Raw genomic sequence first — 25,648 nt, 5'->3', positions numbered from 1 at the left:
GCACAGTGATCACCGTTGTGGTGGCGCGGCCCGCTGTTATCGCAATCACTCAGGAAACCTGACCAGAATGAGCGGGGCGCGGCGGATGACGAAGGTCCGGCCTGGAGAGAGCCCGACCGAACGCCCGAAGGCGGCGGTCATGGAGGACGTCGCGGAGCTGGCAGGAGTGTCGGCGATGACGGTGTCGAGAGTGCTGAACGCTCCGGAGAAGGTGCGCCCGGAGACCCGGGCGCGCGTCCTCGCGGCGGTCCGCGAGCTCGACTACCGGCCCAACTCGGCGGCGCGGGTCCTCGTGACCGGCCGCTCGGGTGTGCTGGGGGTCGTCTGCTTCGACACCACCCTGTACGGCCCGGCCTCCACGCTCTTCGGCATCGAGCAGGCGGCAAGGGACAGCGACTACCTGGTCAGCATCGCCAGCCTGCCCGCGCTCAACCGAAGCTGGATCACCCGGGGCATCGACCGCCTGCGGTCCCAGTCCGTGGACGGCGTCATCGTCGTCGCGCCGCACGAGTCGGCCGCCGAGGGGCTGCGCCACCTTCCCCAGGGGCTCCCGGTGGTCGACGTCGGCGGCGGAACGGACCTGCCGGTGCCGGTGCCGGTCGCGGCGGTGGACCAGTACGCCGGTGCCGCCCGCGCCACCCGCCATCTGCTCAGTCTGGGTCACCGCACGGTCTGGCACCTGTCGGGCCCGCCCAACTGGATCGACGCGAACGGCCGGGTGGCAGGCTGGCGGTCGGCGCTGGAGGCGGAGGGCAGGGAGGTGCCCGAGCCGCTGGTCGGCGACTGGACCGCCCACTCCGGCTACGAGATCGGCAAGCGGCTCGCCCGTGAGCCCGAGGTGACGGCGGTCTTCGTGGCCAACGACCACATGGCGATGGGCGTGCTGCGGGCCCTGCGGGAGGCGGGCAGGCGGGTCCCCGACGACGTGAGCGTCGTCGGGTTCGACGACGTCCCCGAGGCGGCCTACTTCTGGCCGCCGCTGACCACCGTGCGGCAGAACTTCGGCGAGGTCGGCCGGCAGGCGTTCCAGCTCCTGCTGGACCGCATCGCCGGGGTGGAGGGCGAGGCGCGGCGCATGGTGGAGCCCGAGCTCGTGGTGCGGGAGAGCACCGGCGTCAGGCCCTGAAGGAGGCCGCCGCGCCGGCCGCGATCGGCGTGCCGTTCCGCGCGGACAGTGCGGACAGCGCGAACAGGCCGACCTGCTCGACATCCGGCGCGGCGGTGACCCTGGACGCCTGGACCCAGGACGACGGCGCTGACGACGCCGCTCACGATGGCCGCCGATAAGGCCGGTGGCCAGGCCTTTCTGCTCATTCGAGGGGCACTCCGGGTGCTGTTAACGTTCTCATTACGAGATGGTTGCAAAGTGAGCGCTAACAACGGGGATTCGGCCATCAGTTAAGGGCTATGCGACATGTCCGTCAATAGCGTGTTACCAGGATGTGTCGGTGTGACCGGACCGTAATCCCTCATCGCCTTGACGGAGGGTCGTGTTAACGCTCACAGTCTTCCCAAGCAGTTGAGAGGAGCACCAGTGGGACCCAACGTCGACCGTCGCCCGCCCGTCATGGCCGACGTGGCCAGGCTGGCCGGAGTGTCGCATCAGACGGTCTCGCGGGTGCTCAACGACCATCCGAACGTCCGCGCCGAGACCCGCACCCGGGTCATGCGGGCCATCGACCAGCTCGGTTATCGTCGCAACCTCGTCGCCCGGGCCCTGGTCACCAAGCACTCGCGCACGCTGGGCGTGGTCAGCTTCGACACGACGCTGTACGGCCCGGCGAGCACGGTATACGGAATCGAGCAGGCGGCACGGGACGCCGGTTACTTCGTCAGCATCGTGAGCCTTCGGACCATCGACAGGGCCGGGGTCAACGACGCGATCGGCTACCTCGCCGAGCAAGGTGTGGACGGCATCGTCGTCGTCGCCCCGCAGCGGTCGGCGGCGCGGGCGCTCGACGACCTGCCGGCGGGCATGCCCGCCGTGGCCGTCGAGGGCTGGCATCAGGGCGAGGTCTCCGTGGTGAGCGTCGACCAGGTGGAGGGCGCCAGGCTGGCGACCTCGCACCTGCTCGACCTCGGGCACGAGACCGTCTGGCATGTCAGCGGCCCGGCGGACTGGCTGGAGGCCGAGGGGCGCATCGAGGGCTGGCGCGCGGTTCTGACCGCCGCGGGGCGGCCCATTCCCGGCATGCTGACCGGCGACTGGAGCCCGCGTTCGGGCTACCGGGCCGGCAAGGAGCTCGCCGCGATGGCCGGCGACGTCACCGCGGTGTTCGTCGCCAATGACCAGATGGCACTCGGCCTTCTGCGCGCGTTCACGGAGGAGGGGGTGAAGGTACCCGAGCAGATCAGCATCGTGGGCTTCGACGACATCCCTGAGTCGGAGTTCTTCTCCCCGCCGCTCACCACCATCCGACAGGACTTCGGGGCCGTAGGCAGGCGCAGCATCGACGTGCTGCTCCGGCAGATCGAGTCGGGCGAGGCGCTGCCCCACGAGCGTCTCGTCGTGCCTCCCCAGTTCGTGCTCAGGGGAAGCACGGCCGCGCGCTAGCCGTACGGAAACACATTGGATGAGCAGCGCTGCGCCCAAGGTGTTAGCGCTAACTTTAGAAAGGATCCCCCCCAAGTGTTGAAGAGGTTCTCGGCACTGATCCTGGCCGGTGCCACGGCCCTGACGATGGCCGGTTGCAGCAGCAGCGACGGCGGCGACTCGTCCGTCGGCGGCGGCGCCGACGACGGCAAGCTCGTGATGGGCTTCGCCCAGGTCGGCGCGGAAAGCGGTTGGCGCACCGCCAACACCAAGGACATCCAGGAGGCCGCGAAGGCCGCCGGAGTCGAGCTGAAGTTCTCCGACGCGCAGCAGAAGCAGGAGAACCAGATCAAGGCGATCCGGTCCTACATCCAGCAGAAGGTCGACGTGATCGCCTTCTCGCCGGTCGTCGAGTCGGGCTGGGACACCGTGCTCAAGGAGGCCCAGAACGCGAAGATCCCGGTCATCCTCACCGACCGGGCCGTGGACTCCAAGGACACCAGCCTGTACAAGACCTTCCTCGGCTCCGACTTCGTCGAGGAGGGCAAGAAGGCCGGTCAGTGGCTGGTCGACCAGTACAAGGACAGCAAGGACGACGTGAACATCGTCCAGCTTGAGGGCACCACCGGCTCCGCGCCCGCCAACGACCGCAAGTCCGGGTTCCAGGAGGTCATCTCCGCCGATCCGAAGTTCAAGATCATCGCTTCGCAGAGCGGCGACTTCACCCGCGCCAAGGGCAAGGAGGTCATGGAGGCCTTCCTGAAGTCCAACCCCGACATCGACGTGCTGTACGCGCACAACGACGACATGGGCCTCGGCGCCATCGAGGCGATCGAGGGCGCGGGCAAGGTCCCGGGCAAGGACATCAAGATCATCACTGTCGACGCGGTGCACGACGGCATGCAGGCCCTCGCCGACGGCAAGATCAACTTCATCGTCGAGTGCTCCCCGCTGCTCGGCACCCAGCTGATGGACCTCGCCAAGAAGGTCGTCGCCGGCGAGCAGGTGCCCCAGCGGGTGGTCACCGAGGAGACCACCTTCACCCAGGAGCAGGCCGCGGAGGCTCTGCCCAACCGTAAGTACTGATCGGGTTCCGGGCCGCCCCGCCACCGGGGCGGCCCGCCCCACGACGAGGCGAGGATCGAGAGACAGAGGAAGGGGCGCCGCATGGCCGCACCCGCGCCGATCCTGCGGATGAGCGGGATCGGCAAGCAGTTCCCCGGCGTGAAGGCACTGGACGGCGTCGACTTCCGGCTGCTTCCGGGCGAAGTCCACGCGCTGATGGGAGAGAACGGCGCCGGCAAGTCCACCTTGATCAAGGTGCTTACCGGCGTCTACGACATCGACGCGGGCGAGATCGAGCTGGAGGGCCGGCCGGTCGCCTTCTCCAGCCCTCTCGCCGCGCAGCAGGCGGGCATCAGCACCGTCTATCAGGAGGTCAACCTCTGCGCGAACCTGTCGGTGGCGGAGAACATCTTCATCGGCCGTGAGCCCCGCCGCTTCGGCCGCATCCAGTGGAAGGCGATGCGCCGCCGGGCCGAGGAGATCCTCGCCCGGCTCGAGCTCGATCTCGACGTGTCGGCGCCCCTGTCGTCGTATTCGCTGGCGATCCAGCAGATGGTCGCGATCGCGCGGGCCGTCGACATCGACGCGAAGGTGCTCATCCTCGACGAGCCCACCTCCAGCCTCGACGCGGGCGAGGTCGCCCAGCTCTTCCGGGTGATGCGCAGGCTCAAGGAGCAGGGCATCGCGATCCTGTTCGTCTCGCACTTCCTCGACCAGATCTACGAGATCTCCGACCGGATGACGGTGCTGCGCAACGGGACGCTCGTGGGGGAGTACCTCACCAGCGAGCTGAGCCAGGTCGAGCTGATCGGCAAGATGATCGGCCGGGAGCTGGCCGACCTGGAGAAGCTGGAGGAGCGCCCGCCGGCCCGCGAGGGCGCCCCGCTGGTCGAGGCCGAGAAGCTGGGCCGCACCGGCGCCATCCAGCCGTTCACACTGACCATCCACGAGGGCGAGGTCGTCGGCCTCGCCGGGCTGCTCGGCTCGGGCCGTACGGAGATCGCCCGGCTGCTGTTCGGGGCCGACCACGCGGGCACGGGCTCTTTGAAGATCGACGGTGAGCCGGTCAACCTGCGTACGCCGCGATCCGCGGTCTCCCGGAAGCTGGCCTTCTGCTCGGAGAACCGGCGGGCCGAGGGGCTGATCCCCGACCTGACGGTGCGGGAGAACCTCGTCCTCGCCCTGCAGGCCTCCCGCGGCTGGACCCGGCCGATCCCGCGGCGCAGGCAGGACGAGCTGGTCGACAAGTACATCGCCGCGCTGAACATCCGCCCGGCCAACCCCGACCAGCTCATCAAGAACCTCAGCGGCGGCAACCAGCAGAAGGTGCTGCTGGCCCGCTGGCTCATCCTGGAGCCCCGCCTGCTCATCCTCGACGAGCCCACGCGCGGCATCGACGTCGGCGCCAAGGCCGAGATCCAGCGCCTGGTCGCCGAGCTGTCGGACGGCGGGATGGCCGTGCTGTTCATCTCCGCCGAGCTGGAGGAGGTGCTGCGGCTCAGCCACAGGGTCGGCGTGCTGCGCGACCGCCGGCTGGTCGCCGAGCTGGACAACGACGAGGGCCTGACCACCGACACTCTGACGGAGACGATCGCGAGCGGAGCCCGATCATGAGCCGGATCCTCAAGCACCGCCTGTTCTGGCCCGTGGTCGTCCTGGTCGCGCTGCTGGCGCTGAACCTCTTCTTCACCGACGGCTTCTTCAAGATCGAGATGAAGGAGGGGCACCTCTACGGCAGCCTCATCGACATCTTCCGGTTCGGCGCGCCTTTGATTCTGGTGTCGCTCGGCATGACGCTGGTCATCGCCACCAGCGGCATCGACCTGTCGGTCGGCTCGGTCGTGGCGATCGCCGGCGCGCTGGCCTGCCTGCGCATCAGCGGCCTGTCCGACCAGAACTCGGTGAGCGGTGTGCTCGGGGCCGTGGGCCTCGCGCTGGTGCTGTCGGTGGTCCTCGGCGCGTGGAACGGCTTCCTGGTCGCCGGCATCGGCATCCAGCCGATCATCGCGACGCTGATCCTGATGGTCGCCGGGCGCGGCCTGGCCCAGCTCATCACCGACGGCCAGATCACCACCGTCAACAGCTCGCCGTACAAGCTGATCGGTGGCGGCTACTGGCTGACGCTGCCGTTCGGGATCATCGTCGTGGCGGTCGTGCTCGCCCTCACCGCGTTCCTCACCCGGCGCCTGGCGCTCGGCCTGCTCATCGAGTCGGTCGGCGGCAACGCCGAGGCGAGCCGCCTGGCCGGCATCAGCGCCCGCGGCGTGCTCATGACGGTGTACGCGTTCTGCGGGCTGTGCGCCGGCATCGCGGGCCTGATGATCAGCTCGAACGTCTCCAGCGCCGACGGCAACAACGCCGGTCTGTGGATCGAGCTGGACGCGATCCTCGCCGTCGTCATCGGCGGCACCCCGCTGTCCGGCGGCCGGTTCTCGCTCAGCGGCACGGTGCTGGGCGCCCTCATCATCCAGACGCTGACCACCACGATCTACTCGATCGGCGTTCCGCCGGAGACGACGCTGCTGTTCAAGGCGCTCGTGGTGACGATCGTCTGCCTGATCCAGTCCCCGGCCTTCCGCACGAAGGTGTTCCACCGCCGCAGACGCCCGGTCACGGCGTCCCCGGCGCCCGAAGAGAAGGTGAGGGTCACGGCGTGACGGGCATCACCGGTCTGCTGGACCGCCGCCGTGCGATCCCGCAGAAGTACATCCCGGTCCTGGTGACCGCGGGCCTGTTCGTGGCCATGTTCGTGGCGGGCGGCATCCGCTACCAGAACTTCGCCACCGGGCAGATCATCCTCAACGTCTTCATCGACAACGCGTTCCTGCTGGTCGTCGCGGTCGGCATGACGTTCGTGATCCTCACCGGCGGCATCGACCTGTCGGTCGGCTCGGTGGTCGCGCTGGCCACGATGCTGAGCGCCAGCCTGCTCAAGGACGGCTGGCCGGCGTACGCGGTCATGGTGCTGGTGCTGGTGATCGGCGCGGTGCTGGGCCTGGCGATGGGCGCGATCATCCACTATTTCGAGATCCAGCCGTTCATCGTCACGCTGGCCGGGATGTTCCTCGCCCGCGGCCTGTGCTACACGATCAGCACAGAGTCGATCCCGATCGACAACCCGACGTTCACCGACATCGCCCAGTCGCGGATCAACCTCGGCGGCGACCTGTCGGTCTCCCCGAGCGCGGTGATCGCGGTGGTGGTCGTGCTGATCGGGGCGTACGTGCTGCACTACACGCGGCTCGGCCGCAACGTCTACGCGACCGGCGGCAGCGAGCAGTCGGCCCTGCTCATGGGTCTGCCCGTGGCCCGTACGAAGATCGCGGTGTACACGATCAGCGGGTTCTGCTCGGCGCTCGGCGGCCTGCTGTTCGCCTTCTACTCACTGTCGGGCTACGGCCTGAGCGCCGTGGGCATGGAGCTGGACGCGATCGCGGCGGTCGTCATCGGCGGCACGCTGCTGACCGGCGGGAGCGGCTTCCTCTTCGGCACCGTGCTCGGTGTGCTCGTGCTGGGACTGATCCAGACGATCATCAGCTTCGAGGGCACGCTCAGCTCCTGGTGGACCAAGATTTTTATCGGTTTGCTGCTCTTTGTCTTTATCCTCCTGCAGCGCGTATTTTCAGGTGGCTCACGCCGCAGAGTTCCCTGATGTGCGGAAAGTCCTATCCTTCAATCGGCCGCACACCGGTGTGCGGCGACCCCCAAGGAGATCTACATGAGGTTGCTACGAATCGGGGGCGTGGTGTCCGCCATCGCGCTCGCCGCGACCATGACCGCCTGCGGCTCCAGCCAGAAGACGGTGGACACGGAGGCGTCCGCGTCCTCCGGGGCCGGCAACGCCGGGGCCCTGATCGGCGTCACCATGCCGACGAAGTCGTCGGAGCGCTGGATCCACGACGGCGACAACGTCAAGCAGCAGCTTGAGGCCCTGGGCTACCAGGTGGACCTCCAGTACGCCGAGAACGACATCCCCACCCAGGTCAACCAGATCGAGAACCAGATCACCAAGGGCGCCAAGCTCCTGATCATCGCCTCGATCGACGGCACCGCGCTCACCTCGCAGCTGCAGGAGGCCGCGGACAACAAGATCCCGGTCATCGCCTACGACCGGCTCATCCGCAACAGCCCGAACGTCGACTACTACGCCACCTTCGACAACTTCAAGGTCGGCGTGCAGCAGGCGAACTCGCTGCTCAAGGGCCTCGGCGTCGACGCCGGCAAGAAGGGCCCGTTCAACGTCGAGCTGTTCGGCGGCTCGCCCGACGACAACAACGCCACCTTCTTCTGGAACGGCGCGATGTCGGTGCTCCAGCCGAAGATCGACGACGGCACGCTGAAGGTCAAGAGCGGCCAGACGGACTTCAAGCAGGCCGCCATCCTGCGGTGGGACCCCGCCACGGCGCAGAAGCGCATGGAGGACATCCTCACCAAGACCTACACCGGCGGCACCAAGGTCGACGGCGTGCTGTCGCCGTACGACGGTCTTTCGATCGGCATCCTGTCGGCGCTCAAGAGCTCCGGCTACGGCACCAGCGGCCAGCCGTACCCGGTCGTGACCGGCCAGGACGCCGAACTCGCCTCGGTCAAGTCGATCATCGCCGGTGAGCAGTACTCCACCATCTTCAAGGACACCCGCAAGCTCGCGGAGCAGACCGTGAAGATGGCCGACGCGGTGCTGAAGGGCCAGCAGCCCGAGGTGAACAACACCACGGACTACAACAACGGCAACAAGGTCGTTCCGTCGTACCTGCTCGACCCGGTGGTCGTCGACAAGGACAACTACAAGGACGTCATCATCGGCAGCGGCTACTACACAGAGGACCAGCTCAAGTAGGGATCGGGGCCCGGGGAGCAGTCCCCGGGCCCTCCCTGAGCGGGGGGCACATGACCGAGCACATCTTGCGGATGAGCGGGATCACCAAGACGTTTCCCGGGGTGAAGGCGCTGCAGGACGTCAATCTGGCGGTGCGGCGGGGAGAGATCCACGCGATCTGCGGCGAGAACGGCGCCGGCAAGTCGACGCTGATGAAGGTGCTGTCCGGGGTCTATCCCCACGGCCAGTACGACGGCGAGATCACCTTCGAGGGCAAGCGTTGCGAGTTCGGCGGCATCCGCGACAGCGAGCACGCCGGAATCGTCATCATCCACCAGGAGCTGGCGCTGTGCCCGCAGTTGTCGATCGCGGAGAACATCTACCTCGGCAACGAGCGGGCCACACGCGGCTTCATCGACTGGAACCGCACCAACTACGAAGCAGGCGAGCTGCTGAAACGGGTCGGCCTGCGGGAGAACCCGACCACGACCGTCTCCGACATCGGCGTGGGCAAGCAGCAGCTCGTGGAGATCGCCAAGGCGCTGTCGAAGGAGGTGAAGCTCCTCATCCTCGACGAGCCGACCGCGGCGCTCAACGACGAGGACTCGGCCCACCTGCTCGACCTGCTGCGCGGGCTCAGGGACGAGGGCATCACCTGCGTGATCATCTCGCACAAGCTCAACGAGGTGATCGCGATCGCCGACTCCGTCACGATCCTCCGGGACGGGCGCACGATCGAGACGCTCGACATGGCCTCGGGCGACGTGACCGAAGACCGCATCATCTCGGGGATGGTCGGCCGCGCCCTCGACAACCGCTTCCCGCCGCGTACGCCGGCGATCGGCGAGGAGGCGTTCCGGATCGAGGACTGGACGGTCTACAGCCCCAGCCAGCCCGGCAGGAAGGTGGTCGACGGGGCCTCGCTCACGCTGCCGCGGGGGGAGATCGTGGGCCTGGCCGGGCTGATGGGCGCCGGCCGCACCGAGCTGGCGATGAGCGTGTTCGGCCGGACGTACGGCGTGCACATCTCCGGCAGGATCTTCAAGGACGGCAGGCCGATCGAGATCCGCACCGTGCAGGACGCGATCAGGCACGGCGTCGCCTACGCCACCGAGGACCGCAAGCGGTACGGCCTCAACCTGATCGAGGACATCAAGCGCAACATCAGCGCGGCGTGGCTGAAGGGCCTGTCGAGGCGGGGCTGGGTCAACGAGTACGAGGAGTACCGCGTCGCCCAGCAGTTCCGCGCGAGCATGAACATCAAGGCGCCGGACGTCGACAGCGTCGTCGGCAAGCTGAGCGGCGGCAACCAGCAGAAGGTCGTGCTCTCCAAGTGGATCCTGACCGAGCCTGACGTGCTGATCCTCGACGAGCCGACCCGGGGCATCGACGTCGGCGCCAAGTACGAGATATACGTGATCATCAACCGTCTGGCGGAGCAGGGCAAGGCCGTGCTGGTGATCTCGTCTGAACTGCCCGAGTTGCTCGGTCTCTGCGACCGCATCTACACGCTCTCGGAGGGGCGCGTCACCGGCGAGGTGCCGCGCGAGGAGGCCACACAGGAACGCCTCATGTATCTCATGACCAAGGGACAGGAGTCGCTCGCATGAGCAGCATCACGCCCGCCGACATCGAGGTCGGCGCCAAGGGCGGCGGGGGAGCGCCGGGGCGGCCGGGCCGGGTGTCGCTCGGCGGGCTGTCGCTCAACCTGCGCTCCAGCGGCATCTACATCGCGTTCGCGCTGATCATCGCGTTGTTCTCGGTGCTGACCGACGGCGCGCTGCTCCAGCCGCAGAACATCTCCAACATCATCGTCCAGAACTCCTACATCCTGATCCTCGCGATCGGGATGATCCTGATCATCATCGCGGGGCACATCGACCTGTCGGTCGGCTCGGTGGTCGCCGTCACCGGCGCGCTGGCCGCCGTGCTCATGGTGAACATGGGCGTGCCCTGGCCGCTGGCCCTGCTGATCACGCTCGTGGCCGGTGCGCTGATCGGGGCCTGGCAGGGGTATTGGATCGCCTACTTCGGCATCCCCGCGTTCATCGTCACGCTGGCCGGCATGCTGCTCTTCCGGGCGCTGACCCTGACCGTGCTGGGCAACCAGGGCATCGGCCCGTTCCCCGACCAGGTCCGGACACTGGCCAACGGCTTCACCGACGGCTGGCTGGGCAACATCGGCCTCGGCCCGCTCGGGGGCGCCGACCTGTTCAGCCTGCTGATCGGCATCGTCGCGATCGCCGGCATGGTCCTCGCGCAGTGGCGCAGCCGCAGCGCGCGCAAGGGGTATGGCCAGACGGTCGACTCCCTGGCGCTGTTCGTGCTGAAGATGGCGGCCGGAGCCGCGCTGATCCTCTTCCTCGTCGTGCAGCTCGCCCGCTTCAAGAACCTGCCGTGGGTGCTCGTGCTGCTGGCGGTGCTCGTGCTGGCGTACTCGCTGATGGCCAACCGCACCGTCTTCGGCCGGCAGATCTACGCGATCGGCGGCAACCTCCAGGCGGCCGTGATGTCCGGCGTCAAGGTCAAGTCGGTCGTCTTCTGGATCTTCGTCAACATGGGGGTGCTGTCCGCGATCGCCGGCGTCATCTTCGCCGGGCGGCTCAACCAGGCGGGTCCCACCGCGGGCAACAGCTTCGAGCTGGACGCGATCGCCGCGGCCTTCATCGGCGGCGCGGCCGTCCAGGGCGGCGTGGGCAAGGTCGTCGGCGCGATCACCGGCGGTCTGATCATGGCGGTGATCAACAACGGCATGTCGCTGATCGGCTCGCCCAGTGAGCGGGTGATGCTCGTCAAGGGTGCCGTGCTGCTCGCCGCGGTGGCGTTCGACGTGTGGACCAAGCGCAGGGCAGGCACCGCACGCTGATGGCCTCAGACATCGACAGGAACCCGGGCCGCCGGCCGCACCGCCGGTCGGCGGCCCCGTCCCGGTCGGCACGACAGCTTGTGGAGGTTGAGTGTGAGCGTTAACAATGACCGCTATGTGGTCGGTGTGGACTACGGCACGTTGTCCGGCCGCGCCGTGGTGGTGCGGGTGAGCGACGGCGCGGAGCTCGGGAGCGCCGTGCACGAGTACGCCCACCGCGTGATCGAGGACGCGCTGCCCGGCTCCGGGGTCCGCCTCGCGCCCGACTGGGCACTGCAGTCGCCGGCCGACTGGATCGACGTGCTGCGCAACGCCGTGCCGAAGGCCCTGGCCGACGCGCAGGTCTCCGCCGAGCAGGTCGTCGGCATCGGCACGGACTTCACGGCCTGCACGATCCTGCCCGCCACGGCCGACGGCCGTCCGCTGTGCGAGGAGTTCCCCGAGCGGCCGCACGCCTGGCCGAAGCTCTGGAAGCACCACGCGGCCCAGCCGCACGCCGACCGCATCAACGCGCTGGCCGCCGAGCGCGGCGAGGCGTGGCTGCCGAGATACGGCGGCAAGATCTCCTCCGAGTGGGCCTTCGCCAAGGGCCTGCAGCTGCTGGAGGAGGACCCGGAGATGTACGACCGGGCCGACCGCTGGATCGAGGCCGCCGACTGGATCATCTGGCAGCTCACCGGCGTGGAGACCCGCAACGTCTGCACCGCCGGATACAAGGCCGTCTTCCAGGACGGCGCCTACCCGTCCGAGGACTTCCTGGCCGCGCTGAACCCCGCCTTCTCCGGGTTCACCCGGAAGCTCGGCCAGGAGCTCGCGCCGCTCGGCGGGCTCGCCGGTCGCCTGACCGCGCGGGCCGCCGAGTGGACGGGACTGCCCGAGGGCATCGCGGTCGCGGTCGGCAACGTCGACGCCCACGTCACCGCCGCCGCGGCCGACGCCGTGCGGCCGGGCCAGATGGTGGCCATCATGGGCACCTCCACCTGCCACGTCATGTGCTCCGACCAGCTCGCCGAGGTCCCCGGCATGTGCGGCGTGGTGCGCGACGGCATCGTCCCCGGGCTGTGGGGCTACGAGGCCGGGCAGTCCGCCGTCGGTGACATCTTCGGCTGGTTCGTGGACAACTGCGTGCCCGCCGCGTACGCCGAGCGGGCGGCGGAGGCGGGCGTCGGCCTGCACGAGTACCTGACCTCGCTCGCCGCCGAGCAGCGCGTGGGGCAGCACGGGCTGGTCGCGCTCGACTGGCACGGCGGCAACCGCTCGGTCCTGGTCGACCACACCCTGTCCGGCGTGATCGTCGGGCAGACGCTCGCCACCCGGCCCGAGGACGTCTACCGCGCGCTCATCGAGGCCACCGCGTTCGGCGCCCGCACGATCGTGGAGACGTTCGAGGCGGCCGGGGTGCCGGTCGAGGAGTTCGTGGTCGCCGGCGGCCTGCTCAAGAACCGCTTCCTCATGCAGACGTACGCCGACGTGCTGCGCCGCCCGTTGTCGGTGATCGGCTCCGACCAGGGGCCGGCCCTCGGCTCGGCCATCCACGCCGCCGTCGCGGCGGGCGCCTACCCCGACATCACGGCCGCCGCGGCGGCGATGGGCAAGCGCGAGGCGGCGGCGTACGTGCCCGACGCCGGGCGGGCCGACGCCTACGACCTGCTGTACGCCGAATATCGCAGGTTGCACGACCACTTCGCGGACGGCGAGATGCTCCACCGGCTCCGCGCGATCAGGAACGAGGCCAGCGCATGATCGATGAACTTCGCAGGGAAGTCTGCCGGCTCCACGCCGAACTGGTGCGATACAACCTCGTCGCCTGGACGGCCGGCAACGTGTCGGGCCGGGTGCCGGGCGAGGACCTGTTCGTCATCAAGCCCAGCGGGGTGTCGTACGACGACCTGACCCCCGAGTCGATCGTGGTCTGCGACCTCGACGGCAACCTCGTCGAGGGCGACCTGGCGCCGTCCAGCGACACGGCCGCGCACGCGTACGTCTACCGGCACATGCCGGAGGTCAACGGGGTCGTGCACACCCACTCCACGTACGCCTCGGCATGGGCGGCCCGTGGTGAGGCGATCCCGTGCGTGCTCACCGCGATGGCCGACGAGTTCGGCGGCGAGATCCCCGTCGGGCCGTTCGCGCTCATCGGCAACGACGACATCGGCAAGGGGATCGTCGCGACCCTGACCGGGCACCGTTCCCCCGCCGTGCTGATGCAGAACCACGGCGTGTTCACCATCGGCGGCTCGCCGAAGGCGGCCGTCAAGGCCGCCGTGATGTGCGAGGACGTCGCCCGCACCGTGCACATCTCCCGGCAGCTCGGCGAACCCCTGCCGATCGCCCAGGGTGACATCGACCGCTTGTACGACCGCTATCAGAACGTCTATGGACAGAGGAGTCACCTGTGAAGCTTTGGTTCCTGACCGGTAGCCAGGGCCTGTACGGCGAGGACACGCTTCGGCAGGTGGCCGAGCAGTCCCAGCGCATCGCCGAGCAGCTGGGCGAGGCCCTGGGGGAGTCGGCGCCGTTCGAGATCGAGTGGCGGCCGGTGCTCACCGACGCGGCGGCCATCCGCCGCGTCTGCCTTGAGGCCAACAGTGACGACGACTGCATCGGCCTGATCGCGTGGATGCACACGTTCTCCCCGGCCAAGATGTGGATCGCCGGGCTGGACGCGTTGCGCAAGCCGCTGCTGCACCTGCACACGCAGGCCAACGTGGAGCTGCCGTGGAGCTCCATCGACATGGACTTCATGAACCTCAACCAGGCCGCCCACGGCGACCGCGAGTTCGGCTACATCCAGACGCGCCTCGGCGTGCCGCGCAAGACCGTCGCGGGTCACGTGAGCGACCCCGCGGTGACGGCGCGCATCGCCACCTGGGCCCGCGCCGCGGCGGGCCGGGCCGAGATCGGCTCGCTGCGCCTGGCCCGCTTCGGCGACAACATGCGCGACGTCGCCGTGACCGAGGGCGACAAGGTCGAGGCGCAGCTCCGGTTCGGCGTGTCGGTGAACACCTACGGCGTCAACGAGCTGGTCGAGGCCGTGGACGCCGCCGCGGACGCCGACGTGTCGGCCCTGGTCAAGGAGTACGACGACCTCTACCGGCTGGCCCCCGAGCTGCGCGCGGGCGGGGACCGGCACGAGTCGCTGCGTTACGCGGCCCGCATCGAGCTGGGCCTGCGGCACTTCCTGGAGGGCGGGGGCTTCAAGGCGTTCACCACGAACTTCGAGGACCTGGGCGGGCTGCGCCAGCTTCCCGGCCTGGCCGTGCAGCGGCTCATGGCCGAGGGCTACGGCTTCGGCGGCGAGGGCGACTGGAAGACCTCCGTGCTGCTGCGCACGCTCAAGGTCATGTCGGCGGGCCTGCCCGGCGGCACCTCGTTCATGGAGGACTACACCTATCACCTCACCCCGGGCGAGGAGCTCATCCTCGGCGCGCACATGCTGGAGGTCTGCCCGACGATCGCGTCGGACACCCCGTCGTGCGAGATCCACCCGCTGAGCATCGGCGGACGGGAGGACCCGGTGCGGCTGGTGTTCGACGCCGCCCCCGGCCCCGCCGTGGTGGTCGGCCTGTCCGACATGGGCGAGCGGTTCCGGCTGGTGGCCAACGAGATCGACGTGGTCGCCCCGCCCGAGCCGCTGCCCGCCCTGCCGGTCGCCCGCGCCGTGTGGCGGCCCCGGCCCGACCTGCGCACCTCCGCCGAGTCGTGGATCACGGCGGGCGCCCCGCACCACACGGTGCTCTCCTCGGCCGTCGGGTCGGAGGAGCTGACCGACTTCGCCGACATGCTCGGCGTCGAGCTGCTCGTCATCGACGAGGCGACCACCCCGCGCCAGTTCGCCAAGGAACTGCGGTGGAACCAGGCCTACTATCGGCTCGCGCAAGGGTTCTGAAGCTCAAGGTCATGATGTCTCGCGGGCCCTTCCCCTCCTGGGGAAGGGCCCGTTCGCGTTCCGTCAGGCCGCACGCCGGGACAGGGGCCGCGCGGCGAGCGCGGCCTCGGCCGCCGCGAGCGCGCTGTTGATCGAGACCTCGCCGAGCAGGCCGGGCGCCGCGACCTGGTCGCCGGCCAGCCACACGCCGTCGCCGCGCCGCACCGCAGGCCGGTCGCGCCACGTCGCGCCGGGCAGGTCGAGCGCGCCGGTGCGCCCGGCGGCCACGGCGTCGCGGCGCCAGGTCGTCCGCTCGTGCCAGCCCGGCAGGGCCAGGTCGGCGATCCGCTCCAGCCGCGCGATCGCCGCGGCCCTCGACTCGCCGGGACGCATCGGCATCTCCAACTGGACGAGGCTCTCGCCCTCGGGCGCCAGCGACGGGTCGGGCAGCGTGTAGCGCTCCAGGAAGCCGCCCTCGTCCAGGTCGCTGACGAGGAACAGGTCGCGCCGGTCGGCCCGCACCGCGAGGTCGAGCAGCACCGCCCGGCCGCTCTCCCAGCGCAGCGAGTCGTCGCCCAGCAGGCCGCGGGCGGCGTCGAGGGAGGTGGCCACGATCACCCGCCCCTCCGGCAGCCGGTCGAGCCGCGACCCGGTCTCGATGCGTACGCCGAGGTCGCGCGCCCGCGCCGCCATCCGGTCGATCACCCGTCCCCAGCCGCCGATCACGTAGCGCACGGCCGGGTAGCGCGGGCCGAACGCCCGCCGGAACCGCTCCCAGGCGAAGGCCGCCGACAGCCGGCCGGGGTCCGACTCGTAGGTGACGATGCCGAGCATGCCGGCGGCGGCCCGTGCGGCCTCGGCGCCGAAGCGCCGGGTGGCCCAGGAGCCGAAGTCCTCGTCCACCGGCGCCTCGGCCCGGCCGGCCATCATCCGCAGCACCCCCGCCGGGGGCCGTACGGTCAGCCTCCCGTCGCGGCGGAACCGCGCCCTGGCCAGGTGCCCCGGCCGCACTGCCGCGTACGGCCGGACCAGCCCCCGCTCGTCCAGCCACCGCCAGGGCCGGCCGTCGGCGTAGAAGGCGTGGGTGCCGTCGTTGGCGCCGTACGGCGCGGCGGTGGAGCGGGCGCGCCCGCCGAGGGGGTGATGTGCCTCGTGCAGGACGACGGTCGCGCCACCCTCCGCGCAGGCGATGGCGGCGGGCAGGCCGGCGAGCCCGCCGCCCACGATGGTGATGTTTTCTGTCATGCACTCCCGGACGCATCCGGGGCCCCGATCCGTGACATCTTGTCGGGGTTGGCGATGAGGTAGACCGTGTCCACCAGTCCGTCGTTGATCACCAGCGAGATGACCGTGACGGGACGGCCGTCCAGCCAGGCGACGATCGCGGGCCCGCCGTTGACCTCGGCGATCCCCACCTCCATCCGTTCGCCGGGGCTGGCGCCGATGGAGGCCAGGAAGCGCTTGCGGCCCTCCGCGCTCGCGATCGCGAGGAGGAAGCGGGCGACCCGCATGGCGCCGGTCACCTCCCGCAGGGGCGCCCGCGCCTTGCCGCCGCCGTCGCCGACCATGCGCACGTCCGCGGCGAGCAGCGCCGTCAGGCCCTCGATGTCCCCTTCCGTGCAGGCCGCGATGAAGCGCTCGGTGATCGTGCGCCGTTCCCGCCGGTCCACGTCGAAGCGCGGCCTGCGCTCGCGCACGTGGTCGCGGGCGCGCCTGGCCAGTTGCCGTACGGCGGGCTCGCCCCGGCCGAGGATCTCGGCGATCTCGCCATGGGAGAAGCCGAACGCCTCCCGCAGGACGAACACGGCCCGTTCCAGCGGGGACAGCGTCTCCAGCACGACGAGGAGGGCCAGCTCGATGCTGTCGGCGTGTTCCGCGGCGTCCCCGGAGTCCGGCGCGCCGATGATCGGCTCGGGCAGCCAGGGCCCGACGTACGCCTCCCGCCTGGCCCGCACCCGGCGCAGCCGGTCGATGGCGAGGTTGGTGGTGACGCGCACGAGGTAGGCCTTCGGGTCGGCCACCGACGCGGCGTCCACCTCCGCCCAGCGCAGCCACGCCTCCTGGACCACGTCCTCGGCGTCCGCGGCGCTGCCGAGGATGCGGTAGGCCACGCCCGCGAGCAGGCTCCGGTGCGCGGTGAAGACTTCGATGGTCATGACATGCCAGACGTATCATGCCCGCCGTTATGTGACATCGGCTCGTCCGATTACCGCAGCCGCGCGGACTCCTATACACTGGCTCCGTCGCAAGGGGCTATAGCGCAGCTGGTAGCGCACTTCCATGGCATGGAAGGGGTCTGGGGTTCGAGTCCCCATAGCTCCACAACACCTCAAGGGCGGTCGATCGACCGCCCTTTTTGTCGTCCCCGAGGCCTCAAGCACCCGGAAGCTCCACTTAGATGGGTGATGACTTGCATCTATGCGTAGTGAAGCGCCGCCGTTGTTGCCGATCTTCCGTTCCCGGCACCAGGCGGAGCTGCTCGCACTGCTGTACCTCCAGCCGGAGCGGGAGTTCTCTCTGACCGAACTCGCGGGTCGCCTGTGGAGGCAGGGCTCCTCCTCGATCGCCGAGTGGGCAGAGCGCATCTGCTTCGCGCCAAGGCGCACGGCCGATATGCCAAGCCGCTCACCGAACTGCTGACCTTGTCGTTCGGGCCGCACGCGTTCATAGAGCAGGAGTTCGCCGATGTCCCGGGGGTCGAAGCGCTGGCGATCTTCGGGTCCTGGGCGCGTCGGCCGTGCTGGCTCACCAGGGCTGCGGCCTACCTCTTCGGGCGGGCACTACGTGATCGAAGAGGTGCTCAGAGCCCAGTTCGGTAACACCTTCAGGGACTTTGGCGCGCTACGCCGTCGCCGCAACGAGATCGACTAGCGGAAAGCCTGATCGAGACGGCGGGAAAGCCGCTGCCCAATCTTTCTCTTTTCTGACGCCTTCGCTGATCAGGGGACGCCGAGGAGGCGGAGGATCGCGGTGGTGGCGGCGGCGAGGACGACGATCAGGGGGAACGGCGCCTTCCGCAGCGTGAGGATCCCGGCGACGAGCACCCCGGCGGGCCTGGCCCATCCGGCGAAGCCTTGCCCCTCGGTGAGGGCCGAGGTCGCCACCAAGGCGATGAGCAGCACGGTCGCGGCGACGGACAGCAGGTGACGCAGGCGGCCGGGCAAACGCAGCCGGTGCCGCAGCACCGGCCCGGCCAGGCGGAACGCGTAGGTGCCGGCGGCCAGCGCGAGGACGGCGATCAGGGGCATGGGACCTCCGCACCGGAAGGGGTCCGTACGGCGAGCACGAGACCGGTCAGGGCGAGCAGCACCGGCAGGCCCGCGGGCAGGAACGGCGTGGCCGCCACCGCGACCACCCCACCCAGAAGGCAGGCTCGCCGCAGGGTGGCGGTCCGGGCGTTCCGTTCCGTCAGGGAGGGCAGCACGAGGGCGAGCAACACGGCGGGGAAGGCCGCGTCCAGCCCCAGGGCGCCGGTGTCGCCGATGCCGCGCCCGGCCAGCGCGCCGAGCACGACGGCCGCGTTCCAGCTCACGAACAGACCGAGCCCGCAGGCCCAGAACGCCGCGTGACGCCGCCGGGGATCGCCGTCGCGCAGCACGAAGGCCACCGCTTCGTCCGTCATGAGGTGCGCGCCGGTGAGCCGGGTCCACCACCGGCCGCCGAGGACGTCGCCGATCGCGAAGCCGAACGGCAGCAGGCGCGCGTTCAGCACCAGACCGGCCGCGACGGCGGCGATCGGGGCGCCGCCGGACAGCACCACGCCGACCGCGGCGAACTGCGCCCCTCCGGCGAACACCAGCAGGGACATGACGACCGGCACCCACGCGGGCAGGCCGCCGGACACGCTGATCGCGCCGAACGCGGCGCCCACCATGGCGTCGGCGAGGCACACCAGGGCGATGTCGCGGAGCGTGCCGCGATCAAGTGTTCGCCAGAGCGAATGCATGTCCAGTAGAGTGAACAACGATGATGGTGTTCGTCAAGTCGAACAAGTGGAAGTGTGGAGCGAACACATGGGTGAGAGGCCGTCCTTCGACCTGATCACGCTCATCGCCGGGTCGATCCGCAAGGAGCGTGAGCGGGCCGGCCTGTCGCTGACCGAGCTGGCCAAGCGCGCGGGCATCGCCAAGTCCACGCTCTCCCAGCTTGAGTCGGGCGTCGGCAACCCGAGCGTGGAGACGCTGTGGGCGCTCGGGGTCGCCCTCGGCGTGCCGTTCAGCCGCCTCGTGGACCCGCCCCGGCCGGCCGTACGGGTGATCCGGGCGGGGGAGGGGCCCGCGACCTACTCCGAGCAGGCCAGTTATGCGGCCACCCTGCTGGCGTCGTGCCCGCCCAACGCGCGGCGCGACCTCTACCGGATCTCGGCCCAGCCGGGCCCGCCGCGCACCTCGGACCCGCACATGGCCGGCACCGTCGAGCACCTGCTCATCGGCACCGGACGCGCCCTGGCCGGGCCCGCGGAGGAACCGGTGGAGCTCGGGCCGGGCGACTACATCGCCTATCCCGGCGACGCCCCCCACATCTTCGAGGCACTCGAACCCGACACCACTGCGGTCATCGTCATGGAGCACGTCTAGGCGGCCTGCGGCTCGCCACTGCGCCCAGACGGCGACGCCCGCCACGGTCGCGGTGGCGCACGCCGCGAGCGCGAGGGGCGGCGCCGGCGGGGCGATCGCCCCGAGAGCGGCGAGGACGAGCACCCCCGCGAGATGCGACCGTGGGACACGCCCCCACACGGCCCGCCTGAACAGCGCGTGCCCGATGAGGAAGAGCGCGGGGCCGCCCAGGATGGCGGTCGCCGTTCCGGGCGCCATGTGGCCGCCCGGGTGGTGGATCACGAGTTCGTCGGCCACGGCCGACACGACGATGCCCGCGACCATCGGCAGGTGAAGGAAGGTGTAGGCGGACCGGGCGAGCCGCCCCGGGTCGTCCGATGCGGCGATGACCCGGCTGCCCGCCTCGGCGCTGCTGCCGAAGTAGGTCCACCACGGGCCGACGCTCGCGCCGAACGCGGTGAGCAGGGCAGTGCCGCCCTCGGGCGACGGGTGCGCGGCGAAGGTCGCCCCGGTGACCAGGATCGACTCCCGGCAGCGTCACCGTGCTGTGGCGCGACCGGCCCACGTGGCCCGAGGAAGCCCGAGGCGGTCCTCGCCGGGAAGCGGGCTCAGGTGAGCGTACGCCGGATGTCCGAAACCCGCTGGCGGCCGGGGCCGCTCGACTCGGTCATCGGCGGGCGTACAGCGCACAGCCAGACCGGCCCCTCGTCAGCCGTTCGACGACGCCCGCGAGCGCCGGCTCGTCGATCCGGCCGCCGTCGTCGTACGGGGTGACCGTGACGGCGGCCATGCCGTGCCTCGCGGACCTCGCCGATCACGCGAACCCTCCCTGGTCTGACATCTGGCATATCGGCATGCCGGGCGGAGTTGACAACGATCTTTGACACATTTGATGGCCGAAATGCCTTTTTGGCCGTGCAATGTCTTGACTTGTCAGGGTGTGGTCCCCTATCTAGAAGAAGGCAAAAGACGGCTGATCAATACGGCGGCGACAATGACAATCGAATCAGGACCGGACAATCCGCGTCAGGAGTACCGCGCCATCCAAGCTGAGGCGTTCAATCGCATCGGCGGCCGGTACGACGAGGCCTTCCCGCACAAGGAAGGCCAGGTGGCCGCCGGTGAATGGATGATCAAGCAGCTCAAGCCGGGATCGCGCGTCCTCGACGTCGGCTGCGGCACCGGGTCGCCCACGGCGCAGCAGTTCGCCGAGGCGGGCTGCGAGGTCACCGGCATCGACATCTCCCCGGTCATGCTCGATCTGGCGCGCAAGAACGTGCCGACCGGGACGTTCCTCGAACGCGACGTGCTCGACCTCGACGACTCGCTCGGCGTGTTCGACGCCGCGACGGCGTTCTTCAGCCTGCTCATGCTGCCCCGGGCCGAAATCGAGCAGGCGCTCCGCGCGATCCACGGTGTGCTCGCCCCCGGCGGCCTGTTCTCGCTGAGCATGGTGGAAATCGACCTCGACGACGTTCCTTTCCAGTTTCTCGGCGCTCCGGTGCGGGTGACCGGATATCTGCGCGACGAGTTGCGCGAGGTCGTCGAAGCCGCCGGTTTCAGCGTGCTGTCGGAGAATCACATTTCGTATGCTCCCGCGACCACACAGGCGCCGCCGGAAATCCAGCTCTTCGTCAACTGCCGGCGTGACCAATTCTGAGCGGCCACACCCGTGTCGGGAGGCGGGGAGCCGTTCGCCGTACTGAGCCACGTCAGCGGTGTCGTCCGGGCCATGGGCGAGAGTCAGGGCCCGGACATGACGACGAGGGTCCTCTGCGAGGCGGTGGTGCCGGAGCTGGCCGACGCCGCCGCGGTCTACGTGGACGGCGCCGTCTGGCACCGGGTCGATCCGGACGGACGGCTGCCGCCGCGCTGGGCCGGCGACGAGATCCGTGAGGCGGCGCTGCTCGACGAGCACCTGCTCGCCGTACCCCTCAGGGCGTACGGCGAGCCCGTCGGCTGCGCGCTGCTGGCGCGGGACAGCCGGCGGCCGCCCTTCGGGGAGGCCCACGTGCTCGCCGCCGGGCAGCTCGCCGTGCCCGCCGCGCTCGCCATCCACCACGGGCGGCGCGACCGCCAGCAGGACGAGACCCTGGAGACCCTCCAGCGCGGCATGCGGCCGGGCGACCCGCCCGACCTGCCCGGGCTGGAGATCTCCTACCGCTACAAGCCGGCCGCGGACCGGGTGGGCGGCGACTGGTACGACGTCATCCCGCTGCCGGGCAGCAGAGTGGCCCTGGTCGTCGGCGACGTCATGGGGCACGGGCTGGCCGCCGCGGCCGTGATGGGCCAGCTCCGCACGGCCGTGCAGACCCTCGCCTCGCTCGACCTGCCGGCCGAGCAGGTGCTCCATTCCCTCGACGAGATGGCCCAGCGGCTGGCCGCGCAGACGCTCACCACCTGCGTCTACTGCGTGTACGACCCGGTGCTGCGCAGGTGCACGATCGCGAGCGCCGGGCACCTGCCGCCGATCCTGCTGGGCGCGGACGGCAAGGCGGAGGTGCTGTCGCCGCCCCGGTGCCCGCCGATCGGGCTGGGCCGCACGCCGTTCGAGACCATGGAGATCGCGGCGGAGGACGGCAGCATGCTCGTCCTCTACACCGACGGGCTCGTGGAGGAGCGCGGGCAGGACATCGGGCTCAGCGTCGAGTTGCTGCGCCGCAGGCTCGCGAACGGCGCCTCGATCGAGGCGCTGAGCGACGACGTGCTGTCCGCCGAGAGGACCGACGACGTCACCGTGCTGGCCATCCGGTTCCGCGGCATCCCCAGCGAGCACGTCGCCCAGTGGCTGCTGGAGCCCCTGCCGACGACGCCGTCGCGCGTACGCGGCCTGGTCCGCCGGACGCTCGGCTCGTGGGGTCTCACGTCGATGATCCCGGTGGCCGAGCTGCTCGCCGGAGAGCTGGTCACCAACGCCGTGCAGCACACCCAGCGGCCCATCACCATCAGGCTGCTGCGCACCGACCACCTGCTGTGCGAGGTCAGCGACGACGACCACCGGCTGCCGGTGGTGCACGAGCCCGGCCCGCTCGACGAGGAGGGCAGGGGGCTCTACCTGGTCAACCAGCTCGCCGAGCACTGGGGGACCAGCCGGGTCGCCGGAGGCAAGACGGTCTGGTTCTCGCTGGCGATCCCCTGACGCCGGAACGCCTTCCGGTACGCCGACGGCGACGTACGCATCGAACGGCCGAAATGGTGGCGGAACGTCACCGGGCTCTCGAACCCGACGGCGGCCGCCACCTCCTCGATGGGAGCCGTCGTCGCCTCCAGGAGCGGCAGGCTGGCGGCGATCCGCTGCGCGATCACCCACGGCAGGGGGCTCGTCCCGGTGCGGCGGCCGAAGTGCCGGATGAAGCCGCGCTCGGACATCCCGGCGACCCGGGCCAGCGCGGCGACCGTGACCGGCCGGGTGAGATCGGCCAGCACCCAGTCCATCGCCCTGCCCACCGGATCACCGGCCTCCACCTCCGCGACCGGCGTCTCGACGAACTGCGCCTGCCCGCCCTCCCGGTGCGGCGTGACCACCAGCCTGCGGGCCACCGCGTTGGCCACGCTCGGCCCGTGGTCACGGCGCACCAGATGGACGAGCAGGTCGAGGCCCGCCGCGCTGCCCGCGCTGGTCAGCACGTCGCCCTCGTCCACGTACAGCACTCCGGGATCCACCCGGACCTCGGGGAAACGCCGCTGGAGCAGCGCGGCGTACCGCCAGTGGGTCGTCGCGGCCCGCCCGTCGAGCAGCCCGGCGGCGGCGAGCGCGAACGCGCCCGAGCAGATCGACACGCCCCGTGCCCCGCCGTCGTGCGCCCGGCGCAGGGCGTCCGTGAGGGCGGGGGAGATCTCCGCCCGCACGTCCGGGACTCCGGGCACGATCACGGTCCGCGCCCCGGCGAAGACGTCCAGCCCGTGCGCCGCCTCGATCGTGAACCCGCCGACCGCCCGCAGCGGGCCGGGCCTCTCCGCGCACACGGCCAGCTCATACCAGGGGACGTCCAGCTCCGGGCGGGGCAGCCCGAAGACCTCGACGACGCAGCCCAGCTCGAAGGGGCTCATGCCGTCGAAGGCCAGCACCGACACGGTACGGCTCCGGTCGGGGAGCGGGAGCATGGCGGAATATTAGCGATATCGGGCGTTCACGCCTCTTCTGGCATGGCAGGGCGGCCGGGCACTCTGGTCGGCATGTCCGCCGTAACGCACATGTTCGCCGCCGAGCCGGCCGCCGCCGTCGCCCACTTCTCCGCCCGCCTGACCTTCGAGACCGACGTGTCCGACGTACGCGCCGACCTGCTCTCCGGGGAGCCGGCGATCGTGGTGGTCGACTCCCGCAGCGCGGAGAGCTGGCGGCAGGGCCACATCGAAGGGGCCGTCCACCTGCCCACGGCCGAGATCGCCGCCCGGGCGCCCGCGCTGATCCCCCGTGACGTGACCGTGGTCACCTACTGCTGGGGGCCGGGCTGCAACGGCGCCACCCGCGCGGCCCTGGAGTTCGCCCGGCTGGGCTACCGGGTCAAGGAGATGATCGGCGGCTTCGAATACTGGGTGCGTGAGGGCTTCCCGGTCGTCGGGCCCTCCGGAGTGCGCACCCGGCCGGCCGACCCGCTCACCGCCCCGGCGGGAGCCGCCTGCGCCTGCTGAAACGTTCTCGGTTACACCCACACCGCGGAAGTCCTATACACTGGCGAGGCATCGCCGACGCGGTGTGGCAAGGGGCTATAGCGCAGCTGGTAGCGCACTTCCATGGCATGGAAGGGGTCTGGGGTTCGAATCCCCATAGCTCCACAGTGACCGGATCACCAAGAGAGCCGTCCTCCGCCCGGAGGGCGGCTTTCGGCGTTCTGATGGACGCCGAAACGGTCTGCCGCATCTACGAGCATCTCGCCGAGCGCGGGGTGAAGGTCTGGATCGACGGCGGCTGGTGCGTGGACGCCCTCCTGGGCAGGCAGACGAGAGATCACCCGGATCTCGACCTGGCCGTGGACCGCAGAGACGAAGAGGACTTCGCCGGGCACATGCGGGGCCTCGGCTATGTGAAGAGGCGCGACGGCGACGACACCGCGTGGAACTACGTCCTGACCGACGGCCGGGGCCACAGCGTCGACGTGCACGTCTTCGAATATGACGAAGCCGGAAACCACGTCTACGGGATCGCGTACCCCTACGGCTCGCTCACCGGACAGGGAATGATCAACGGCCATGTCGTGGACTGCGTCGCTCCGGAGTGGATGTTGGCCTTCAAGACGGCGTACCCACCGCAGGAAAAGGACCGCAGGGACGTTCGTGCGCTGGGGGAGACGTTCGGCTTCGAGATTCCGCCGGCCCACCAATGATCACTGGCCCATGAGGCACAGGACGCGCTCACGCAAATCCGCGACCACCAGGGACGGCGTTTCGTCGTGGGGCCATTCGCGGCCGACTGATGCAGGCGGTATCCAATCCGGCCCTTCGACCGGCGACATCGTGACGTTCGGCTTCGTCCCGGCGCACCACTGGAACCGCCGTACGCTCTGGGACACCTGCCGCACGTCGGCGCCTACGAGTCGCGGTGGTTCATGAAGGTCTCCCACGTCGATCCCGTCGAGGCCGTGCAGGGCTGCCTCGACGCCTGACTTCCCGGCGGCTGCCCATGCCGCCGTGCCGCACTGTGAAGCCCTGTGAGCACGGTGAAGCCCTGTGAGCACGGTGAAGCCCTGTGAGCACGGTGAAGCCCTGTGAGCACGGTGAAGCCCTGTGAGCACGGTGAAGCCCTGTGAGCACGGTGAAGCCCCCGTGGACAGCGCACCGGTGACCCTCTCGTCGGCCCTCGGCCCTCGGCCCTCTGCTTGGGCGGTCATTCCCGTAGCCGCCGTGCTCTTCCGAGGCGGTGGTAGGTGAAGGCCCAGCGGTCTTCGCCTACGTTGCGGCGGGTGTAGCGCTCGGGGTGCTGGTAGCGGTCGCGGTTGTGGAACTG

23 protein-coding genes, 2 tRNA genes and 1 pseudogene are annotated in these 25,648 nt (G+C 70.1%); 19 read left to right on the top strand and 7 right to left on the bottom strand.

Features of this window, described 5'->3' with window-relative positions; genetic code table 11:
- Positions 1–85: 85 nt before the first annotated feature.
- The 12 genes from FLV34_RS31500 to araA all read left to right on the top strand — a co-directional run bounded on the left by FLV34_RS31500 (position 86) and on the right by araA (position 15,169).
- Positions 86–1,126, top strand: coding sequence for a LacI family DNA-binding transcriptional regulator (locus FLV34_RS31500; protein WP_142645881.1), 1,041 nt, complete (start codon positions 86–88; stop codon positions 1,124–1,126).
- 441 nt (positions 1,127–1,567) lie between these two features.
- The gene (locus FLV34_RS31495; protein ID WP_142645880.1) at positions 1,568–2,554 is read left to right on the top strand and encodes a LacI family DNA-binding transcriptional regulator; all 987 of its coding nucleotides are present in this window, start codon (positions 1,568–1,570) and stop codon (positions 2,552–2,554) included.
- Between the two features lie 75 nt (positions 2,555–2,629).
- The gene (locus FLV34_RS31490) at positions 2,630–3,619 is read left to right on the top strand and encodes an ABC transporter substrate-binding protein (RefSeq protein WP_221889869.1); all 990 of its coding nucleotides are present in this window, start codon (positions 2,630–2,632) and stop codon (positions 3,617–3,619) included.
- An 81-nt stretch (positions 3,620–3,700) separates the two neighbouring features.
- The gene (locus FLV34_RS31485; RefSeq protein ID WP_142645822.1) at positions 3,701–5,212 is read left to right on the top strand and encodes a sugar ABC transporter ATP-binding protein; all 1,512 of its coding nucleotides are present in this window, start codon (positions 3,701–3,703) and stop codon (positions 5,210–5,212) included.
- The gene (locus tag FLV34_RS31480; RefSeq protein ID WP_142645821.1) at positions 5,209–6,255 is read left to right on the top strand and encodes an ABC transporter permease; all 1,047 of its coding nucleotides are present in this window, start codon (positions 5,209–5,211) and stop codon (positions 6,253–6,255) included. The genes FLV34_RS31485 and FLV34_RS31480 overlap by 4 nt, the downstream gene beginning before the upstream one ends.
- A 5-nt stretch (positions 6,256–6,260) precedes the next feature.
- The gene (gene yjfF / locus FLV34_RS31475; protein WP_142645878.1) at positions 6,261–7,250 is read left to right on the top strand and encodes a galactofuranose ABC transporter, permease protein YjfF; all 990 of its coding nucleotides are present in this window, start codon (positions 6,261–6,263) and stop codon (positions 7,248–7,250) included.
- A 66-nt stretch (positions 7,251–7,316) separates the two neighbouring features.
- Entirely contained in the window at positions 7,317–8,435 is a 1,119-nt protein-coding gene (chvE, locus tag FLV34_RS31470; protein WP_142645820.1) for a multiple monosaccharide ABC transporter substrate-binding protein, read from the top strand.
- A 50-nt stretch (positions 8,436–8,485) separates the two neighbouring features.
- On the top strand, positions 8,486–10,024 hold the full coding sequence (mmsA, locus tag FLV34_RS31465; protein ID WP_147944821.1) for a multiple monosaccharide ABC transporter ATP-binding protein: 1,539 nt from the start codon (positions 8,486–8,488) through the stop codon (positions 10,022–10,024).
- Complete coding sequence (gene mmsB / locus FLV34_RS31460; RefSeq protein WP_185948924.1) at positions 10,021–11,280, top strand: multiple monosaccharide ABC transporter permease; 1,260 nt, start codon at positions 10,021–10,023, stop codon at positions 11,278–11,280. The genes mmsA and mmsB overlap by 4 nt, the downstream gene beginning before the upstream one ends.
- 93 nt (positions 11,281–11,373) lie before the next feature.
- Complete coding sequence (gene araB / locus FLV34_RS31455; RefSeq protein ID WP_142645818.1) at positions 11,374–13,023, top strand: ribulokinase; 1,650 nt, start codon at positions 11,374–11,376, stop codon at positions 13,021–13,023.
- Entirely contained in the window at positions 13,020–13,679 is a 660-nt protein-coding gene (locus FLV34_RS31450; RefSeq protein ID WP_142645817.1) for an L-ribulose-5-phosphate 4-epimerase, read from the top strand. The genes araB and FLV34_RS31450 overlap by 4 nt, the downstream gene beginning before the upstream one ends.
- Positions 13,676–15,169, top strand: a complete 1,494-nt coding sequence (gene araA, locus FLV34_RS31445) for an L-arabinose isomerase (protein WP_142645816.1) — start codon at positions 13,676–13,678, stop codon at positions 15,167–15,169. The genes FLV34_RS31450 and araA overlap by 4 nt, the downstream gene beginning before the upstream one ends.
- 63 nt (positions 15,170–15,232) lie before the next feature.
- On the opposite strand, the gene FLV34_RS31440 is transcribed toward araA, so the two are convergent.
- Together FLV34_RS31440 and FLV34_RS31435 are read right to left on the bottom strand one after the other, a co-directional pair.
- Positions 15,233–16,393 carry an FAD-dependent oxidoreductase gene (locus FLV34_RS31440; protein ID WP_147944820.1) on the bottom strand — a complete coding sequence of 387 codons (1,161 nt, stop codon included), beginning with the start codon at positions 16,391–16,393 and terminating at the stop codon, positions 15,233–15,235.
- A complete protein-coding gene (locus tag FLV34_RS31435) occupies positions 16,390–17,304 on the bottom strand; it encodes an RNA polymerase sigma-70 factor (RefSeq protein ID WP_142645814.1) in 915 nt (304 codons plus the stop codon). The genes FLV34_RS31440 and FLV34_RS31435 overlap by 4 nt, the downstream gene beginning before the upstream one ends.
- A 93-nt stretch (positions 17,305–17,397) precedes the next feature.
- On the opposite strand from FLV34_RS31435, the gene FLV34_RS31430 reads away from it, so the two are divergent.
- A tRNA-Ala gene (locus tag FLV34_RS31430) sits at positions 17,398–17,470 on the top strand.
- A 617-nt stretch (positions 17,471–18,087) separates the two neighbouring features.
- Here FLV34_RS31430 and FLV34_RS31425 read toward each other — a convergent pair.
- Positions 18,088–18,396: an AzlD domain-containing protein gene (locus tag FLV34_RS31425; RefSeq protein ID WP_142645813.1), complete on the bottom strand. Its 309-nt coding sequence runs from the start codon at positions 18,394–18,396 to the stop codon at positions 18,088–18,090.
- Entirely contained in the window at positions 18,387–19,094 is a 708-nt protein-coding gene (locus FLV34_RS31420) for an AzlC family ABC transporter permease (protein WP_147944819.1), read from the bottom strand. The genes FLV34_RS31425 and FLV34_RS31420 overlap by 10 nt, the downstream gene beginning before the upstream one ends.
- 67 nt (positions 19,095–19,161) lie before the next feature.
- Here FLV34_RS31420 and FLV34_RS31415 point away from each other — a divergent pair, with 67 nt between their 5' ends.
- Complete coding sequence (locus FLV34_RS31415; protein ID WP_142645811.1) at positions 19,162–19,725, top strand: helix-turn-helix domain-containing protein; 564 nt, start codon at positions 19,162–19,164, stop codon at positions 19,723–19,725.
- A gap of 39 nt (positions 19,726–19,764) precedes the next feature.
- Here FLV34_RS31415 and FLV34_RS43470 read toward each other — a convergent pair.
- Both FLV34_RS43470 and FLV34_RS42810 read right to left on the bottom strand, forming a co-directional pair.
- Positions 19,765–20,223 (bottom strand): annotated as a pseudogene (locus FLV34_RS43470) (low temperature requirement protein A); the annotation flags it as partial.
- A gap of 148 nt (positions 20,224–20,371) precedes the next feature.
- The gene (locus FLV34_RS42810) at positions 20,372–20,494 is read right to left on the bottom strand and encodes a hypothetical protein (RefSeq protein WP_260617129.1); all 123 of its coding nucleotides are present in this window, start codon (positions 20,492–20,494) and stop codon (positions 20,372–20,374) included.
- A gap of 150 nt (positions 20,495–20,644) precedes the next feature.
- Between FLV34_RS42810 and FLV34_RS31405 the strand changes: the two genes are divergently transcribed.
- Complete coding sequence (locus tag FLV34_RS31405; protein WP_205829875.1) at positions 20,645–21,364, top strand: class I SAM-dependent methyltransferase; 720 nt, start codon at positions 20,645–20,647, stop codon at positions 21,362–21,364.
- Positions 21,365–21,436: 72 nt separating this feature from the next.
- Positions 21,437–22,843 carry a SpoIIE family protein phosphatase gene (locus FLV34_RS31400; protein WP_147944818.1) on the top strand — a complete coding sequence of 469 codons (1,407 nt, stop codon included), beginning with the start codon at positions 21,437–21,439 and terminating at the stop codon, positions 22,841–22,843.
- Here FLV34_RS31400 and FLV34_RS31395 read toward each other — a convergent pair.
- On the bottom strand, positions 22,756–23,808 hold the full coding sequence (locus FLV34_RS31395) for a helix-turn-helix domain-containing protein (RefSeq protein WP_147944817.1): 1,053 nt from the start codon (positions 23,806–23,808) through the stop codon (positions 22,756–22,758). The two genes, FLV34_RS31400 and FLV34_RS31395, sit on opposite strands and share 88 nt — an antisense overlap.
- A 72-nt stretch (positions 23,809–23,880) precedes the next feature.
- On the opposite strand from FLV34_RS31395, the gene FLV34_RS31390 reads away from it, so the two are divergent.
- The 3 genes from FLV34_RS31390 (at position 23,881) to FLV34_RS31380 (ending at position 25,028) form a co-directional block, all read left to right on the top strand.
- The gene (locus FLV34_RS31390) at positions 23,881–24,336 is read left to right on the top strand and encodes a rhodanese-like domain-containing protein (protein WP_187280786.1); all 456 of its coding nucleotides are present in this window, start codon (positions 23,881–23,883) and stop codon (positions 24,334–24,336) included.
- 71 nt (positions 24,337–24,407) lie between these two features.
- Positions 24,408–24,480 (top strand) — tRNA-Ala (locus FLV34_RS31385).
- A gap of 59 nt (positions 24,481–24,539) precedes the next feature.
- Positions 24,540–25,028 (top strand): nucleotidyltransferase domain-containing protein, encoded by a 489-nt coding sequence (locus FLV34_RS31380; protein WP_147944816.1) that lies wholly within the window; start codon positions 24,540–24,542, stop codon positions 25,026–25,028.
- Positions 25,029–25,648 lie beyond the last annotated feature (620 nt).

The sequence above is a fragment of the Microbispora sp. CSR-4 genome (assembly GCF_008033685.1).
Classification (GTDB): Bacteria; Actinomycetota; Actinomycetes; order Streptosporangiales; family Streptosporangiaceae; genus Microbispora.
The sequence above is the reverse complement of the archived record's forward strand: the minus strand, read 5'-3'. Positions and strand labels throughout refer to the sequence as shown.